The organism is Hydrogenophaga laconesensis, from assembly GCF_031457235.1.
Taxonomy (GTDB): domain Bacteria; phylum Pseudomonadota; class Gammaproteobacteria; order Burkholderiales; family Burkholderiaceae_C; genus Hydrogenophaga; species Hydrogenophaga laconesensis.
In genome coordinates this window covers 49,830-64,317 of the sequence record NZ_JAVDWE010000012.1, presented here as the reverse complement: position 1 = coordinate 64,317, position 14,488 = coordinate 49,830, and the positions used below count along the sequence as shown (strand labels likewise).

14 protein-coding genes are annotated in these 14,488 nt (G+C 63.3%); 7 read left to right on the top strand and 7 right to left on the bottom strand.

The features are described 5' to 3' along the window. Positions 1 to 4: 4 nt before the first annotated feature. Together moaA and J2X09_RS19300 are read right to left on the bottom strand one after the other, a co-directional pair. Positions 5 to 1,120 (bottom strand): GTP 3',8-cyclase MoaA, encoded by a 1,116-nt coding sequence (gene moaA, locus J2X09_RS19305; protein ID WP_204734900.1) that lies wholly within the window; start codon positions 1,118 to 1,120, stop codon positions 5 to 7. 90 nt (positions 1,121 to 1,210) lie between these two features. Continuing rightward, positions 1,211 to 2,041, bottom strand: coding sequence for a metal-dependent hydrolase (locus tag J2X09_RS19300; RefSeq protein WP_204734899.1), 831 nt, complete (start codon positions 2,039 to 2,041; stop codon positions 1,211 to 1,213). Positions 2,042 to 2,156: 115 nt separating this feature from the next. On the opposite strand from J2X09_RS19300, the gene J2X09_RS19295 reads away from it, so the two are divergent. After that, a complete protein-coding gene (locus J2X09_RS19295; protein WP_204734898.1) occupies positions 2,157 to 2,804 on the top strand; it encodes a TetR/AcrR family transcriptional regulator in 648 nt (215 codons plus the stop codon). A gap of 16 nt (positions 2,805 to 2,820) precedes the next feature. On the opposite strand, the gene J2X09_RS19290 is transcribed toward J2X09_RS19295, so the two are convergent. Continuing rightward, a complete protein-coding gene (locus tag J2X09_RS19290; protein ID WP_204734897.1) occupies positions 2,821 to 4,884 on the bottom strand; it encodes a sodium-translocating pyrophosphatase in 2,064 nt (687 codons plus the stop codon). Positions 4,885 to 5,185: 301 nt separating this feature from the next. Here J2X09_RS19290 and ppa point away from each other — a divergent pair, with 301 nt between their 5' ends. Continuing rightward, positions 5,186 to 5,725, top strand: coding sequence for an inorganic diphosphatase (ppa, locus tag J2X09_RS19285; protein ID WP_204734896.1), 540 nt, complete (start codon positions 5,186 to 5,188; stop codon positions 5,723 to 5,725). 24 nt (positions 5,726 to 5,749) lie between these two features. Here the strand turns inward: ppa and J2X09_RS19280 are convergent, their stop codons facing one another. Next, positions 5,750 to 6,919 (bottom strand): GNAT family N-acetyltransferase, encoded by a 1,170-nt coding sequence (locus tag J2X09_RS19280; protein ID WP_204734895.1) that lies wholly within the window; start codon positions 6,917 to 6,919, stop codon positions 5,750 to 5,752. Positions 6,920 to 6,975: 56 nt separating this feature from the next. Here J2X09_RS19280 and J2X09_RS19275 point away from each other — a divergent pair, with 56 nt between their 5' ends. Both J2X09_RS19275 and J2X09_RS19270 read left to right on the top strand, forming a co-directional pair. Then, the gene (locus J2X09_RS19275) at positions 6,976 to 8,655 is read left to right on the top strand and encodes an NAD+ synthase (RefSeq protein WP_204734894.1); all 1,680 of its coding nucleotides are present in this window, start codon (positions 6,976 to 6,978) and stop codon (positions 8,653 to 8,655) included. Between the two features lie 63 nt (positions 8,656 to 8,718). Further along, positions 8,719 to 9,057, top strand: coding sequence for a P-II family nitrogen regulator (locus J2X09_RS19270; protein WP_066265986.1), 339 nt, complete (start codon positions 8,719 to 8,721; stop codon positions 9,055 to 9,057). A 10-nt stretch (positions 9,058 to 9,067) separates the two neighbouring features. Here the strand turns inward: J2X09_RS19270 and J2X09_RS19265 are convergent, their stop codons facing one another. From J2X09_RS19265 to J2X09_RS19255, 3 genes are read right to left on the bottom strand one after another with little or no spacing between them, the layout of a single operon-like run. Then, on the bottom strand, positions 9,068 to 9,655 hold the full coding sequence (locus J2X09_RS19265; protein WP_204734893.1) for an LOG family protein: 588 nt from the start codon (positions 9,653 to 9,655) through the stop codon (positions 9,068 to 9,070). A 20-nt stretch (positions 9,656 to 9,675) separates the two neighbouring features. Next, entirely contained in the window at positions 9,676 to 10,065 is a 390-nt protein-coding gene (locus tag J2X09_RS19260) for a diacylglycerol kinase (RefSeq protein ID WP_204734892.1), read from the bottom strand. A gap of 13 nt (positions 10,066 to 10,078) precedes the next feature. Continuing rightward, positions 10,079 to 10,627, bottom strand: a complete 549-nt coding sequence (locus J2X09_RS19255) for an RDD family protein (RefSeq protein WP_204734891.1) — start codon at positions 10,625 to 10,627, stop codon at positions 10,079 to 10,081. Positions 10,628 to 10,910: 283 nt separating this feature from the next. Here J2X09_RS19255 and J2X09_RS19250 point away from each other — a divergent pair, with 283 nt between their 5' ends. From J2X09_RS19250 to ilvC, 3 genes are all read left to right on the top strand, one after another. After that, the gene (locus tag J2X09_RS19250; RefSeq protein WP_204734890.1) at positions 10,911 to 12,686 is read left to right on the top strand and encodes an acetolactate synthase 3 catalytic subunit; all 1,776 of its coding nucleotides are present in this window, start codon (positions 10,911 to 10,913) and stop codon (positions 12,684 to 12,686) included. Positions 12,687 to 12,806: 120 nt separating this feature from the next. Beyond that, positions 12,807 to 13,298 (top strand): acetolactate synthase small subunit, encoded by a 492-nt coding sequence (gene ilvN / locus J2X09_RS19245; RefSeq protein WP_204734889.1) that lies wholly within the window; start codon positions 12,807 to 12,809, stop codon positions 13,296 to 13,298. Positions 13,299 to 13,441: 143 nt separating this feature from the next. Next, a complete protein-coding gene (gene ilvC, locus J2X09_RS19240; RefSeq protein WP_204734888.1) occupies positions 13,442 to 14,458 on the top strand; it encodes a ketol-acid reductoisomerase in 1,017 nt (338 codons plus the stop codon). The last annotated feature ends 30 nt before the right edge of the window (positions 14,459 to 14,488 follow it).

Genomic DNA, 14,488 nt, shown 5'->3' with positions numbered 1-14,488 from the left:
TTGTTCAGCCGCCGATGTAGCTCATTTCCACCCGTCGGGGACCAAGGGCCGCATCGGGTGGGAGGCTGGCTCTGAGTTCGGAGTACCGATCCGCGCGGCCTTGCCAGATGGCGGCGATCGCGCTGGCCAACTGTTCATCGGTGGCCTGGCCGCGGATCAGGTGGCGCAGGTCGTGGCCCTGGCTGGCAAACAGGCAGAGGTACAGCTGGCCTTCGGTGGACAGGCGGGCGCGGTTGCAGTCGCTGCAGAACGCCTGCGTCACGCTGCTGATGACGCCGATCTCGCCGGAGCCATCGGCATAGCCCCAACGTTCTGCGGTCTCACCCGGGGAGGTGGGCTCCAGCTGCACCAAGGGCAGTTCCCGGTGGATGCGCTGAACCACTTCCGCACTGGGCAGCACCTCGTCCATGCGCCAGCCATTGGTCGCGCCCACGTCCATGTATTCGATGAAGCGCAGCACAATGCCCGTGCCCTTGAAGTGGCGTGCCATGGGCAGGATCTGGTCGTCGTTGGTACCGCGCTTGACCACCATGTTGACCTTGATCGGGCCCAGGCCCGCAGCCTGTGCGCAGGCAATGCCATCGAGCACGTCCGCGACGGGGAAATCCACGTCGTTCATGGCGCGGAAGGTGGTGTCGTCCAGGCCGTCCAGGCTGACGGTGACCCGTTGCAGACCGGCTGCCTTGAGGGCGAGTGCCTTGCGCGCGAGCAGGGAGCCGTTCGTGGTCAATGTGATGTCCAGTGGCAGGCCTTCCACCGTGCGCAGCGCGGCGAGTTGTTCGATCAGGATCTCGAGGTTCTTGCGCAGCAGGGGCTCGCCACCGGTGAGGCGAATCTTCTGAACGCCATGCGCGACGAACTGCCTGGCCACACGCGTGATTTCCTCGAAGGTCAGCAGCGAGCTGTGCGGCAGGTACGGGTAGTCCTTGTCGAAGATGTCTTTCGGCATGCAGTAGCTGCAGCGGAAGTTGCAACGATCGGTCACGCTGATGCGCAGATCGCGCAGAGGACGGCCCAGTGCATCGGCCAGCAGGCCGGTCGGCGCGACCGACACCCGAGGTACGCGCGCGGCCACAGACACCAGGCGCTGGTCGATCAGGGGAATGACGCGTTCGGACATGCACCGATTATGGGCGAGTGACGTTAGCGCGCCGTCATACGCCCTGGGGTATCCGGGTTTCCACGAGGGAATGCGTGTGGTGGGGCGCGCTCAGGCCGGTTCGGCCCTGCCCACACGCGTGTACTGCGTGGCGTTGTCTCGCAGCCAGTTGGCCGAAAGGTCGCTGGCCTGCTGGTCCGGGTGGAAGTCGCGCTGGAAATAGGCGCGCCACGGCTTGAAGGTCTGGCGCAGCAGGCCGTCGCGGCCGAGCATGTGGCGCGCGCCGCTGCGCCAGGTGCTCCAGCGCCACAGGCTGCCATCGCGCCGAAGGTTGTTGGCCGTCTGGCGCAGGGTGTCGGTGAGGAAAACCAGTGTGACGCGTCGCATCCAGCGGGTGCGCCAGGCATGGCTGCCGCCCAGTACCTGATAGAGATCGAAGGCCGTGCACTTGTGCTCGGCTTCCTCGGCGCTGTGCCACAGCCACAGCGCTTTCAGGCGTGGCTCGCAGCCATCGAGCAATTGCGGGTGCGACAGCAGCCATTCGGCGAAGAGGGCTGTGAAGTGTTCGTTGGCGGCCGTGATCGCCAGACCGTGGCGCGGATCGGTACCCTCCATCAACTTCAGGCGCTTGCGGGCGCGGGGCTCCCAGTCGTTGACCAGGCCATGCTTCTCGATCTGCGCATTGAAGAGGGCATGGATGCGCCGGTGCGTCGCTTCCTGGCCCACGAAACCCTGAACCTCTGCCTGCAAGGGAGCCTGCTGGTCTGGCGGGAGGGTCTTGAAACCATTGCGCACCGAGTCGATGAAGAACTGTTCCCCGATGGGAAAGCTCATCGACAGCGCATTGAACCAGGCGGTAAGAAACGCATCGCCCCCGCACCAGTGGCGCGCCACGGGTTGTTCCAGGTCGATCAGCAGGCGTCGGACGACAAGTTCAGTCATGGTTTCGTGGTATTTGGGTTTGGTACGAGTTGGTACCATTTCGCGATGGTGCGGGTTTCATCCTCTCCTGTCAAGCCGCGGGCGAGTGAGTTCGCAGGCCCTAAGATGCCCGTACATGAAGTCCAAGAGCACCACCAGCGCGGACAGCGCGGCACCGAACGAGCACCGCGCGAGGCTGCTTCAGGCGATGGCCACCGTGGCCGCCGCGCAAGGCCTGGCGGCCACGTCGATCGCGGCCGTCGTGGCCGAAGCAGGGGTCTCCAAGCGGACTTTCTATGAGCACTTCACGGACAAGGACGATTGCTTCCTTGCGCTGTACCGAGCCGCCAGTGGGTCCGCTTTGCGCACGCTGCGCGATTCGGTTCAGGCGGATCGACCCTGGCAGGACCAGGTGGAGCATGCGCTGGACGCGTACTTTGCTCACTTGGCCAGTGGTCCGCAGCTCATCCGGATGCTGTTCGTGGAGATTCACCATCTGGGTGAGGCTGGCGCGCGGGTGCGCCGAGAGGTGATGCAGCATCTGGCCGACTTCATGCTCGACACCATCAATGCCGGCGAAGAGGTGCTCACGCCGACCATGGCGGTGGCCGCGGTGGGCGGCATCCAGGAGCTGGTCTTGCAGGCCATCGAACGAGGAGAGGCCGCGCAGCTGGGGCGCCTCACGCCCAGTGCCAGTGCCGTTGTGCGGCTGCTCGCCGGGGTGCCCCTGGAGCCTTCCATGGCGGTTCCCCGGCAAAAAGGCCCGCCGAAGCGGGCCAGTTGACCAGGCGCTGCCGGCCTCAGGCCGCCAGCGGCAGCAGGGGCACGATCAACAGTGCCACGATGTTGATGATCTTGATCAACGGGTTCACCGCCGGGCCTGCCGTGTCCTTGTAGGGGTCGCCCACGGTGTCGCCGGTCACGGCGGCCTTGTGGGCTTCGCTGCCCTTGCCACCGTGGTGGCCATCCTCGATGTACTTCTTGGCGTTGTCCCAGGCACCACCACCGGTGCACATGGAGATGGCCACGAAGAGGCCGGTCACGATCGTTCCCATGAGCAGGCCACCGAGCGCCTTCGGGCCGAGGAACACGCCAACCAGAATGGGCACGATCACCGGCAGCAGGCTGGGGATGATCATTTCCTTGATGGCGGCCGACGTCAGCATGTCCACCGCCTTGCCGTACTCGGGCTTGGCCGTGCCTTCCATGATGCCGGGGATTTCCTTGAACTGGCGGCGCACTTCCACCACCACCGATCCGGCGGCGCGACCCACGGCCTCCATGGCCATCGCGCCGAACAGGTAGGGAATCATGCCGCCGATGAACAGGCCGATGATCACCATCGGGTCGCTCAGATCGAAGCTGACCTTGGCGCCATAGGTTTCCAGCTTGTGCGTGTAGTCGGCAAACAGCACCAGCGAGGCCAGCCCTGCCGACCCGATGGCGTAGCCCTTGGTCACGGCCTTCGTGGTGTTGCCCACGGCATCCAGCGGGTCGGTGATGTCGCGCACGGCGCTGGGCAGCTCGGCCATTTCGGCGATACCGCCCGCGTTGTCGGTGATCGGGCCGTAGGCGTCCAGTGCCACCACGATGCCCGCCATGCTCAACATGGCCGTTGCTGCGACCGCAATTCCGTAGAGGCCGGCCAGATGGTACGCCCCGACGATGGCCGCGCACACGAACAGCACGGGCCAGGCCGTGGACCGCATGGACACGCCCAGGCCTGCGATGATGTTGGTGCCGTGGCCGGTGGTCGATGCCTGGGCGATGTGCTTGACCGGCGAGTACTGGGTGCCCGTGTAGAACTCGGTGATCCAGACCAGCACCGCCGTGAGCACCAGGCCGACCGCACAGGCGCCGAACAGGCGCAGCTGGCTGCCCGTGGCGGTGATGGCGTTGTCCGGAATGATCCATGCGGTGACGAACCAGAACGCGATCAGCGACAGCACGCCCGCGATCGCCAGACCCTTGTAGAGCGCCGGCATCACGTTCTTCATCCCCGGGCTCGCCTTCACGAAAAAGCAGCCGATGATGGACGCGATGATGGACACGCCGCCCAGCACCAGCGGATAGAGCACCGCTTGCATCGGCGCTGCGGCAACCATGAGCGCACCGAGCACCATGGTGGCGATCAAGGTCACGGCATAGGTTTCGAAGAGGTCGGCCGCCATGCCTGCGCAGTCGCCCACGTTGTCGCCCACGTTGTCGGCGATCACCGCCGGGTTGCGCGGGTCGTCCTCCGGTATGCCGGCTTCCACCTTGCCCACCAGATCGGCCCCCACGTCGGCCCCCTTGGTGAATATGCCGCCGCCTAGTCGGGCGAAGATCGAGATGAGCGAAGAGCCGAAGGCAAAGCCGATCAGCGGGTTGAGCAGCTTGGCCAGGTTGGCGGCTGGCGTGAGGTTGCCGTTGCCCGCCAGGAACCAGAAGAAGCCCGTCACGCCCAGCAGGCCCAGGCCGACCACCAGCATGCCAGTGATGGCACCGCCACGGAAGGCCACATCCAGCGCCGGGCCGATGCCTTTGGTGGCAGCCTGCGCGGTGCGCACATTCGCGCGCACCGAGATGTTCATGCCGATGAAGCCGCAGGCGCCCGAGAGCACGGCACCCAGCACGAAGCCGATCGCCGTGGGGCCATCCAGAAAGATGCCGATGAGCACGGCCAGCACGACGCCGACGATGCCAATCGTCTTGTACTGCCGGGCCAGGTAGGCCGCAGCGCCGGTCTGAATTGCCCCGGCGATTTCCTGCATGCGGGCGTTGCCCGGGTCCTGGGAAAGAATCCAGCTGCGCGACCAGAAACCGTAGATGACGGCCACCAGTCCGCAGACCAACGCAAAGATCAGAGCAGATTGTCCAACCATGAGAGTTACTCCTGCTTGTTTCGACTTGGAGGGGGCAACGCCTCCGGGGCTGCCCCCGCTGCGTTGCTTCCTCGCTGCCTTTGCGCTGCGTTGCACAGCGTTGAAACAGGGCGATTGGCCAACACCTTGAATTTAGCGGGGAAATGCCACACGGCAATGCGTCTGCGCAAGGTTTGTCAGCCTGGAGTCGGTAAAATCAGGGTAAATCCTAGGCGCGCCCGACCTGTTCCGGCGCGCCTTTGTTCACCTGCAGACCGTTCATCGGGCTGCTCCCACGTTTCCAAACCAACCTTTCATCACCATGGCTCTTGACAACGTCACCCCTGGCAAAAACGTTCCCGAATCGTTCAACGTGATCATCGAAATCCCGATGAACGCCGACCCGATCAAGTACGAGGTGGACAAGGAAACTGGCGCGATCTTCGTGGACCGCTTCATGAGCACGGCCATGCATTACCCGACCAACTACGGCTATGTGCCCCAGACGATCTCGGGCGACGGCGACCCGGTCGATGTGCTGGTGATCACCCCCGTGCCACTGATCCCCGGCGTGGTGGTGCCCTGCCGCGCCATCGGCATCCTCAAGATGCAGGACGAAGCAGGCGAAGACGGCAAGGTGCTGGCCGTCCCGACCGACAAGATCCTGTCGATCTATACCCAATGGCAGAAGCCTGAAGACCTGAACCCGATGCGCCTGAAGACCATCCAGCACTTTTTCGAGCACTACAAGGACCTGGAGCCCGGCAAATGGGTGAAGGTGCTGGGTTGGGAAGGCAAGGACGCCGCGCACAAGGAAATCCTTGACGGCATTGCCAACTACCAGAAGTCGCAGCAGGCCTGATCGGCCTTTCTCTTCTTGTTCCCCTCAAGGCTGAGCCTTGAGCGGGTTTCGCAAGGCCAGGTGATCGAGGTAATGCCCGATCCCCTGGCCTTCTCTCTGCAGGAACCGCTCGACCGCATCGGCGAATGCAGGATGGGCCAGCCAGTGGGCACTGGTCGTCTTGACCGGCAGCAGGGCGCGGGCCATCTTGTGCTCACCCTGGGCGCCACCCTCGAAGCGCAGGAAACCGTGCGCGATGCACCAGTCCAACGGCTGGTAGTAGCAGGCTTCGAAGTGAAGACAATCGACCCGTTCCAGCGCGCCCCAGTAGCGCCCGTAGGCGGTGCGGCTGTGGTCATCGATGCCGATCAGGCTGCAGGCGATGGCGCGGCCCTCGCGCTCGGCCACGAAGAGCAGCCAGTGCTCTGGCATGGTTCGAGCCATGCGCTGGAAGAAATCGTGGTTCAGGTAGGGCGCATTGCCGTGCTCGAGGTAGGTGCGCTCGTAGCAACGGTAGAAAAAGTCCCAGTCGGCGTTTGAAATGGCTGGGCCCCGCGACCACCGGAATTTGACACCGGCGTCTTGCACCTTGCGGCGTTCCTGCCGGATTTTCTTGCGCTTTTCCTGCTGAAGGCTGGCGAGAAAGTGTCCAAAATCCTCATAGGGCTGGCCTGACGCATCGGCGTTGGTCCAGTGAAACTGGACGGTGTGCCGCAGGAGCATGCCGGCCGCGTGGCAGGCGTCAACATCCTGCGGTTGAGCGAAAAGCAGATGCAGGGACGACAGCTGCTCGTCCTGGGTGTGGTTGATCAGCGCTTTCACCAATGCCCGGCGTGCAGCGTCGTTGCGCGCCAGCAGGCGAGCCCCGGGCACGGGTGTGAAGGGAACCGCCACCAGCGCCTTGGGGTAGTAGTCCAGGCCGTGCTGGGCATAAGCGTTGGCCCAGGCCCAGTCGAACACGTATTCGCCATACGAGTGGTTCTTGAGGTACATCGCACAGGCTGCATGCAGTTCCACACCCCGCCACAGTGTGATGAACCGGGGTTGCCAGCCTGCCTGCTCACGCGCGCAGCCGCTTTCGTGAAGCGCCGCGAGGTACGCGTGGCGCATGAACGGGCTGGGATCTGCCCCGTTCGCCAGCAGGGCGTTCCAGTCGTCGGCGGGAATGTCCAGCGGAGACGAGAAGACCCGGGTGACATAATCGATTTCAGACAAGCACGGCTCCCGCCGGCCGCCAGTTCGCGGCCTTTCCTGCAAGGTTTCCAGACCCCATGACTCTCTCCATTTGCGTGGCCCAACTCAACTTCGTGGTGGGTGACATGGCGGGCAATGCCCGGAAAATTGTCGAGGCTGCCATTCAGGCCCATGCCCGTGGTGTGCGCCTGTTGCTCACCCCTGAACTGGCCCTCTGCGGTTACGCCGCCGAGGATCTGTTTCTGCGGCCGGCTTTCATCGACGCCTGTGATGATGCCCTCAAAGCGGTCGCGACCGGGACGGCCCACCTCAAAGGCCTGCACATCGTGGTGGGACATCCGCTGCGTGCGCACCCGAACGCAGCGGAACGCCGGGATCGCAGTGTGGCCGTGGCCCGGCTGTACAACGCGGCCAGCGTGCTGAGCGAAGGCCACGTGACCCATACCTATGCCAAGCGAGAACTGCCCAACTACCAGGTGTTCGATGAGCGCCGCTATTTCGTACCTGGCGACCAGCCCTGCGTGATCGAGGTGGAAGGCGTGCGCGTGGGGCTGCTCATCTGCGAAGACGCCTGGTTCGACGCGCCAGCCGCCGACGCGAAGGCGGCGGGCGCTGAATTGCTGGCCGTCATCAACGCTTCACCATTTCATGCGGGGAAGGGCGGGGAACGTGAAGCCACCATGCGCGAACGCGTCAGCGCCACGGGCCTGCCCTTGCTGTATGCCCACCTGGTGGGTGGGCAGGATGAGATCGTGTTTGAGGGACGCAGCTTTGTGCTGGCGGCTGACGGCACACTGGCTGGTCGCGCCGTGAGCTTTGAAGAAACCTTGTTTGACGTGGTTTTCACCCGGCAGGGCAAGGGCTGGCAGATCGATGCCGACACCGACCGGGCGCACAGCCCGGAAGCCGATCTGTGGCATGCGCTGGTCCTGGGTGTGCGGGATTACCTTGGCAAGAACGGTTTCCCGGGCGCGATCCTGGGGTTGTCGGGCGGCATCGATTCGGCATTGGTCCTCGCCATTGCGGTCGATGCCCTGGGCAAGGACCGCGTGCGCACGGTGATGATGCCCTCGCCATACACAGCAGACATCTCCTGGATCGACGCACGCGATATGGCGACACGCCTGGGCGTGCGCTACGACGAAATCGCCATCGCTCCCCAGTTCGAAGCCTTCAAGGCCAGCCTGGCCGGCGAGTTCGCCGGCTTGCCAGAGGACACCACCGAAGAGAACCTGCAGGCCCGCATCCGGGGCACGCTGCTCATGGCGCTGTCGAACAAGTTCGGCAGCATCGTGCTGACGACGGGCAACAAGAGCGAGATGGCCACGGGTTATTGCACGCTGTATGGTGACATGGCAGGGGGCTTCGCCGTGATCAAGGACGTGGCCAAGACCATGGTGTTCAAGCTGGCGCGCTGGCGCAACGCACACGACCCCTACGGCACCGGCACCAACCCGATCCCCGAGCGCATCATCACGCGTCCACCCAGCGCCGAACTGCGGCCTGACCAGAAAGACCAGGACAGCCTGCCCGAATACGCCGTGCTGGACGCGATCATCGAGCGTTACATGGAGAACGATCAGAGTCCCGAGAGCATTGTGGCCGCAGGGTTCGAACGCACCGACGTGGACAAGGTGGTTCGCCTGATCAGGATCAATGAGTACAAGCGCCGTCAGGCGCCGGTGGGTATCCGCGTGACGCATCGCAGCTTTGGCAAGGACTGGCGCTACCCCATCACGAGCAGGTACCGGGCGTGATTCGAGGGGCTTGGGCATAATGAATCCAGACCCCATTCCACGTATTGCTACCCGGAGACCCGAATGAAACAAATCACCGCCGTCATCAAGCCGTTCAAGCTCGAGGAGGTTCGCGAGGCCTTGGCCGAACAGGGCGTGACCGGCCTGACCGTGACCGAGGTGAAGGGCTTCGGCCGCCAGAAGGGGCACACCGAGCTTTACCGTGGTGCGGAATACGTGGTGGACTTCCTGCCCAAGGTGAAGGTGGAGGTCGTCGTCAAGACCGACGATGTGGACCGCTGCGTGGACGCCATCATCCGCGCCGCGCGCACGGGCAAGATTGGCGATGGCAAGATCTTCGTGACATCGGTCGAACGCGTGGTGCGCATCCGCACCGGCGAAGAAGACGAAACCGCGGTGTAAGACCGCAGCCTCAGATCGCCTCGATGCGTGGCTCGGGCGCCAGCCCGGCCGACTGGACCAGTTCAGGCAGCAGGGTGGCGGGATCGCGGCCGATGCGGATCAGCTCCATCTGCCACGCGTTCATGAACTGCTGCTCGACCCCTGTGCGCAGGAAGGTTTCGAGCCCGTCGTAGTAGCCGGCCACATTGAGCAGTCCCACCGGTTTGTCGTGGTAGCCGAGCTGGCGCCACGTCCACACCTCGAAGAATTCCTCGAACGTGCCGATGCCCCCCGGCAAGGCCACGAAAGCGTCGGCGCGCTCGGCCATCATGCGCTTGCGCTCGTGCATGGTGTCTACCACATGCAGTTCGGTGCATCCACGGTGCGCCCACTCCTTCTCCACCAGCGCCTTGGGGATGATGCCGACCACGCGGCCGCCAGCGGCCAGGGTGGCTTCGGCAACGATGCCCATCAAGCCATTGCGGCCACCGCCATAGACCAGCTGGCCGCCACGGCTGCCGATCCATTCGCCTACCGAACGGGCCGTCTCCGAGAATTCAGGATGAACGCCCGGCCGGGAGCCGCAGTAGACGCACAGGGAAAAAGTCGGGGATGTCATGGGGATTCTTCAGAAAGGTTTCAAGCCCATCGGGCCCAGAGGGCCGCAGCCCAGATGCCAGCGCACAGCACGAGGCTGAGCAGCACAGCGGCGCTGCCCATGTCCTTGGCGCGCTTGGAAAGATCGTGCCATTCAGGGCCGATGCGGTCGATGGCGGTTTCGATGCCGGTGTTCAGGAGCTCCACCACCATGACCAGGATCACCGAAGCAACCAGCAAGGCGGTCTCGAGCCAGCTCTGGCCGAGCCAGAAAGCGGCCGGAATCAGCACCATGGCCGCCAGAGCCTCTTGCCGGAATGCGGTCTCGCCCCAACCAGCGCGAAGCCCGGCAAGGGAATAGCCGAACGCATGTGCCATGCGATTGAGGCCGGTGCGGCGCTTCTGCGCGTCGACGGGTTCTTGCTCGTTCATGGTGCGGGTGCGGTTACTTGCGGGGCGCTTTGGGAGCCGGCGCCTGGTGAACGAGTCGGGTGCCTGCCAGGGCGTCGTGCAGGAACTGGCGTTCGGGGTGGAAGCGCGACAGCAGTGCCCAGATGGCGATCCAGCCGAACAGCAGCACCGTCAACTCACCGCCGGGCAGTCCCACTAGACCAGAGACGGCCAGTGGAGGCAGCAGCCAGAGCCAGGACAGCAGATACCTTAGCAAGGCACGGGGTTGCGAGAGCGCATGGCCTTGGCGGTCGACGACGCGGATGTGCCAGGTTTTCATGGCCAGGGTCTGGCCTTTGGCCCAGAACCATGTGAAGTAGATGCCGAACACCACGAAGAGAAAGCCCTGCTGCAGATGGCGGTTGTCCAGGGCATGCCGGGTTTGCGTCAAGGTAGAGAACAGGTACCCCGCGATGAAGACGACGCCGAACATCAGCATGCCTTCATAAAGCCAGCAAGCCATGCGGCGGCGCAGCGAGGGTGCAGTCAGCCCGGGTTTGTCAGGAGTTTCGCTGGAGATCGAAGAAGGCGTGGGCACGGACATGTAAAGGACTGGGACGGTCGGTCGGGCTGCAAGGAGCAGCGGGAATTGTCGCATTGCCGCACTTGAGACCTCCTTTTTCAGTCGATCCCAGGCAGATCGGCCAAAATCCTCTTGTTGCAGTGCGATAATGCCAGCTGCAGTTCAAAACAAGGCAAACGGATCAGGGTTCGGCGGGGTATGTGCCCGCTCATGGCCATTGGTCTCAAGTCTCGAAACCGCTCCACAAGAGTTGGTCAAGAGGCACCCAAGGTTTTTCGTCAGAGAAATTCTCGAAAGGTTCATCATGGAAATCAGCAAGGCCGAACTGGCCTCGGCTGCCGCCGCCTCTGGCGCAGCTTCTCAAGACCTCCGCGGCGCAGAAATCCTCGTCAAGGCCCTTCAGGCCGAGAGCGTGAAATACATCTGGGGTTACCCGGGTGGAGCCGTGCTGCACATCTACGACGCTTTCTACAAGCAGGACACCATCCAGCATGTGCTGGTGCGCCATGAACAGGCCGCCGTGCACGCCGCAGATGGCTACGCCCGTGCCACGGGTGACGTCGGCGTCGCCCTGGTCACCTCGGGGCCCGGTCTCACCAATGCTGTGACCGGCATCGCCACCGCCTACATGGATTCGATCCCGATGGTGATCATCTCTGGCCAGGTGCCCACGGCCGCGATCGGTCTGGATGCCTTCCAGGAATGCGACACCGTCGGTATCACGCGCCCGATCGTCAAGCACAACTTCCTGGTCAAGGATGCGCGCGACATGGCCATGGTGATGAAGAAAGCCTTCCATATTGCGCGCAGTGGCCGGCCGGGCCCTGTGGTGGTGGATATCCCGAAGGACGTGTCATTCAACAAGGTGCCTTACCACGGCTATCCAGAGTCGGTGGAAATGCGTTCCTACAACCCGGTTCGCAAGGGCCACGGTGGACAGATCCGCAAGGCCTTGCAGCTGTTGCTGGCAGCCAAGCGCCCTTACATCTATACCGGTGGTGGTGTGCTGCTGGGCAACGCCACCAACGAATTGCGCGCACTGGTCGACCTGCTGGGTTACCCCGTCACCAACACGCTGATGGGCCTGGGTGCCTATCCTGCCTCCGACCGCAAGTTCCTCGGCATGCTGGGCATGCACGGCACGGTGGAAGCCAACAATGCCATGCAGAACTGCGACGTGCTGCTGGCTGTGGGGGCGCGATTCGATGACCGCGTCATCGGCAACCCCAAGCACTTCGCGCAGAACGAGCGCAAGATCATCCACATCGACATCGACCCGTCGAGCATCTCCAAGCGGGTCAAGGTCGATGTGCCGATCGTCGGTGATGTCAAAGACGTACTGACCGAGTTGGTGAACATGCTGCGTGATAACGGTGGCCGGCCAGATGAAAAATCACTGGGCGAATGGTGGAAGACCATCGAAACCTGGCGCTCGCGCGACTGCCTCAAGTACGACCGTGACAACACCGAGGTCATCAAGCCCCAGTATGTCGTCGAGACGCTGTGGAACATGACCAGGGATTCGGATGCGTACATCACCTCCGATGTGGGTCAGCACCAGATGTGGGCCGCGCAGTACTACCGTTTCGACCAGCCGCGCCGCTGGATCAATTCCGGCGGTCTGGGCACCATGGGCGTGGGTATTCCCTACGCCATGGGCATCAAGCTGGCCAGGCCAGACGCTGAGGTGTTCACCATCACCGGCGAAGGCTCGGTGCAGATGAATATCCAGGAGTTGTCGACCTGCCTGCAGTACAACACCCCGATCAAGATCTGCTCGCTGAACAACCGTTACCTCGGCATGGTGCGCCAGTGGCAGGAGATCGACTACGAAGGCCGCTACAGCCACAGCTACATGGACGCGCTGCCCAACTTCGTGAAGCTGGCCGAGGCCTATGGCCACGTGGGCATGCTGATCGAGCGGCCGCAGGACGTGGAGCCGGCCCTGCGCGAGGCACGCAAGCTCAAGGACCGTACCGTCTTCATGGACTTCCGCACCGACCCCACCGAGAACGTGTTCCCGATGGTCCAGGCCGGCAAGGGCATCACCGAGATGCTGCTGGGTTCCGAAGACCTGTAAACCTTCCCCAAGCGGAGTGACGGGCTTCGGTCCGGCGCTCCATCCCCCAGACGAATCTATTGTCCGCCGAGCCTGCGCATTACCGTGCGCAGGGGAGGGCGGCGAAAAGAGGAATCGCACATGAAACACATCATCGCTGTCCTGCTCGAGAACGAGCCTGGCGCCCTGTCCCGCGTGGTGGGCCTGTTTTCCGCCCGTGGATACAACATCGAATCCCTCACGGTGGCTCCCACCGAGGACCCCAGCCTGTCGCGCATGACGATCCAGACGACGGGGTCGGACGACGTGATTGAGCAGATCACCAAGCATCTCAACCGCCTGATCGAGGTCGTCAAGGTGGTGGACCTCACCGAAGGGGCTTACACCGAGCGCGAGCTCATGATGGTGAAGGTGCGGGCAGTCGGCAAGGAGCGCGAGGAGATGAAGCGCATGGCCGACATCTTTCGTGGACGCATCATCGACGTGACGGAGAAGAGCTACACCATCGAGCTCACGGGCGACCAGAGCAAGAACGACGCTTTCCTGGTTGCGATCGATCGCTCCGCCATTCTGGAAACCGTGCGCACCGGCGCCAGCGGTATCGGCCGGGGTGAGAGAATCCTGCGCGTCTGAATTTTTCGGGGCTCAGCCTTCTGCCCGTTCACGCTGAGCCTGTCGAAGCCCTGCCTGGTATCCATTGCCGGTCAGGGTACCGAGAGCCCTTCGACAGGCTCGCGAGGAACGGCACAACCATCACATCCAACTGGAGCAATCAGATGAAAGTTTTCTACGACAAAGACTGTGACCTGTCCCTGATCAAGGGCAAGACCGTCGCCATCATCGGCTACGGCAGCCAGGGCCACGCTCACGCACAAAACCTCAACGACAGCGGCGTGAAGGTCGTGGTCGGCCTGCGCAAGGGTGGAGCATCCTGGGACAAGGTCGGCAAGGCGGGCCTGAACGTGCTGGAAGTCAACGAAGCCGTGAAGGCGGCTGACGTTGTCATGATCCTGCTCCCAGACGAGCAGATCGCCGAGGTGTACAACAACAACGTCGCACCGAACATCAAGCAAGGTGCTTCGCTGGCGTTTGCTCACGGTTTCAACGTGCACTACAACCAGGTCGTGCCCCGCGCCGATCTGGACGTGTGGATGGTTGCTCCCAAGGCACCCGGCCACACCGTGCGCAGCACCTACGCCCAGGGCGGCGGCGTGCCGCATCTGGTGGCCGTGCATCAGGACAAGAGTGGCAAGGCGCGTGACCTGGCCCTTTCCTACGCCATGGCCAATGGTGGCGGCAAGGCCGGCATCATCGAAACCAACTTCAAGGAAGAGACCGAAACCGATCTGTTCGGCGAGCAGGCCGTGCTGTGCGGTGGTGCGGTCGAGCTGATCAAGATGGGCTACGAAACGCTGGTGGAAGCTGGCTATGCGCCCGAGATGGCCTATTTCGAGTGCCTGCACGAGCTCAAGCTCATCGTGGACCTGATCTACGAAGGCGGCATTGCCAACATGAACTACTCGATCTCGAACAACGCCGAGTTCGGCGAGTATGTGACCGGCCCGGAGGTCATCAACGAGCAGTCGCGGGTGGCCATGCGCAATGCGCTCAAGCGCATCCAGAATGGTGACTATGCCAAGATGTTCATCCAGGAAGGTCGCCTGAACTACCCGTCGATGACGGCACGCCGCCGCAACACGGCTGACCACAGCATCGAGGTGGTGGGTGCCCAGCTGCGCGCCATGATGCCCTGGATCGCCAAGAACAAGCTGGTGGACCAGAGCCGCAACTGATCGCGCGCTCCCGGAAGGAGCGTGACGGAC

What these genes read in the sequence shown, in the direction of transcription:
- J2X09_RS19260 (WP_204734892.1), bottom strand. Translation starts at nt 10,065, where the DNA reads ATGAACGAGCAAGAACCCGTCGACGCGCAGAAGCGCCGCACCGGCCTC.
- J2X09_RS19290 (WP_204734897.1), bottom strand. Translation starts at nt 4,884, where the DNA reads ATGGTTGGACAATCTGCTCTGATCTTTGCGTTGGTCTGCGGACTGGTG.
- ilvC (WP_204734888.1), top strand. Translation starts at nt 13,442, where the DNA reads ATGAAAGTTTTCTACGACAAAGACTGTGACCTGTCCCTGATCAAGGGC.
- ppa (WP_204734896.1), top strand. Translation starts at nt 5,186, where the DNA reads ATGGCTCTTGACAACGTCACCCCTGGCAAAAACGTTCCCGAATCGTTC.
- J2X09_RS19255 (WP_204734891.1), bottom strand. Translation starts at nt 10,627, where the DNA reads ATGTCCGTGCCCACGCCTTCTTCGATCTCCAGCGAAACTCCTGACAAA.
- ilvN (WP_204734889.1), top strand. Translation starts at nt 12,807, where the DNA reads ATGAAACACATCATCGCTGTCCTGCTCGAGAACGAGCCTGGCGCCCTG.
- moaA (WP_204734900.1), bottom strand. Translation starts at nt 1,120, where the DNA reads ATGTCCGAACGCGTCATTCCCCTGATCGACCAGCGCCTGGTGTCTGTG.
- J2X09_RS19295 (WP_204734898.1), top strand. Translation starts at nt 2,157, where the DNA reads ATGAAGTCCAAGAGCACCACCAGCGCGGACAGCGCGGCACCGAACGAG.
- J2X09_RS19300 (WP_204734899.1), bottom strand. Translation starts at nt 2,041, where the DNA reads ATGACTGAACTTGTCGTCCGACGCCTGCTGATCGACCTGGAACAACCC.
- J2X09_RS19275 (WP_204734894.1), top strand. Translation starts at nt 6,976, where the DNA reads ATGACTCTCTCCATTTGCGTGGCCCAACTCAACTTCGTGGTGGGTGAC.
- J2X09_RS19265 (WP_204734893.1), bottom strand. Translation starts at nt 9,655, where the DNA reads ATGACATCCCCGACTTTTTCCCTGTGCGTCTACTGCGGCTCCCGGCCG.
- J2X09_RS19250 (WP_204734890.1), top strand. Translation starts at nt 10,911, where the DNA reads ATGGAAATCAGCAAGGCCGAACTGGCCTCGGCTGCCGCCGCCTCTGGC.
- J2X09_RS19270 (WP_066265986.1), top strand. Translation starts at nt 8,719, where the DNA reads ATGAAACAAATCACCGCCGTCATCAAGCCGTTCAAGCTCGAGGAGGTT.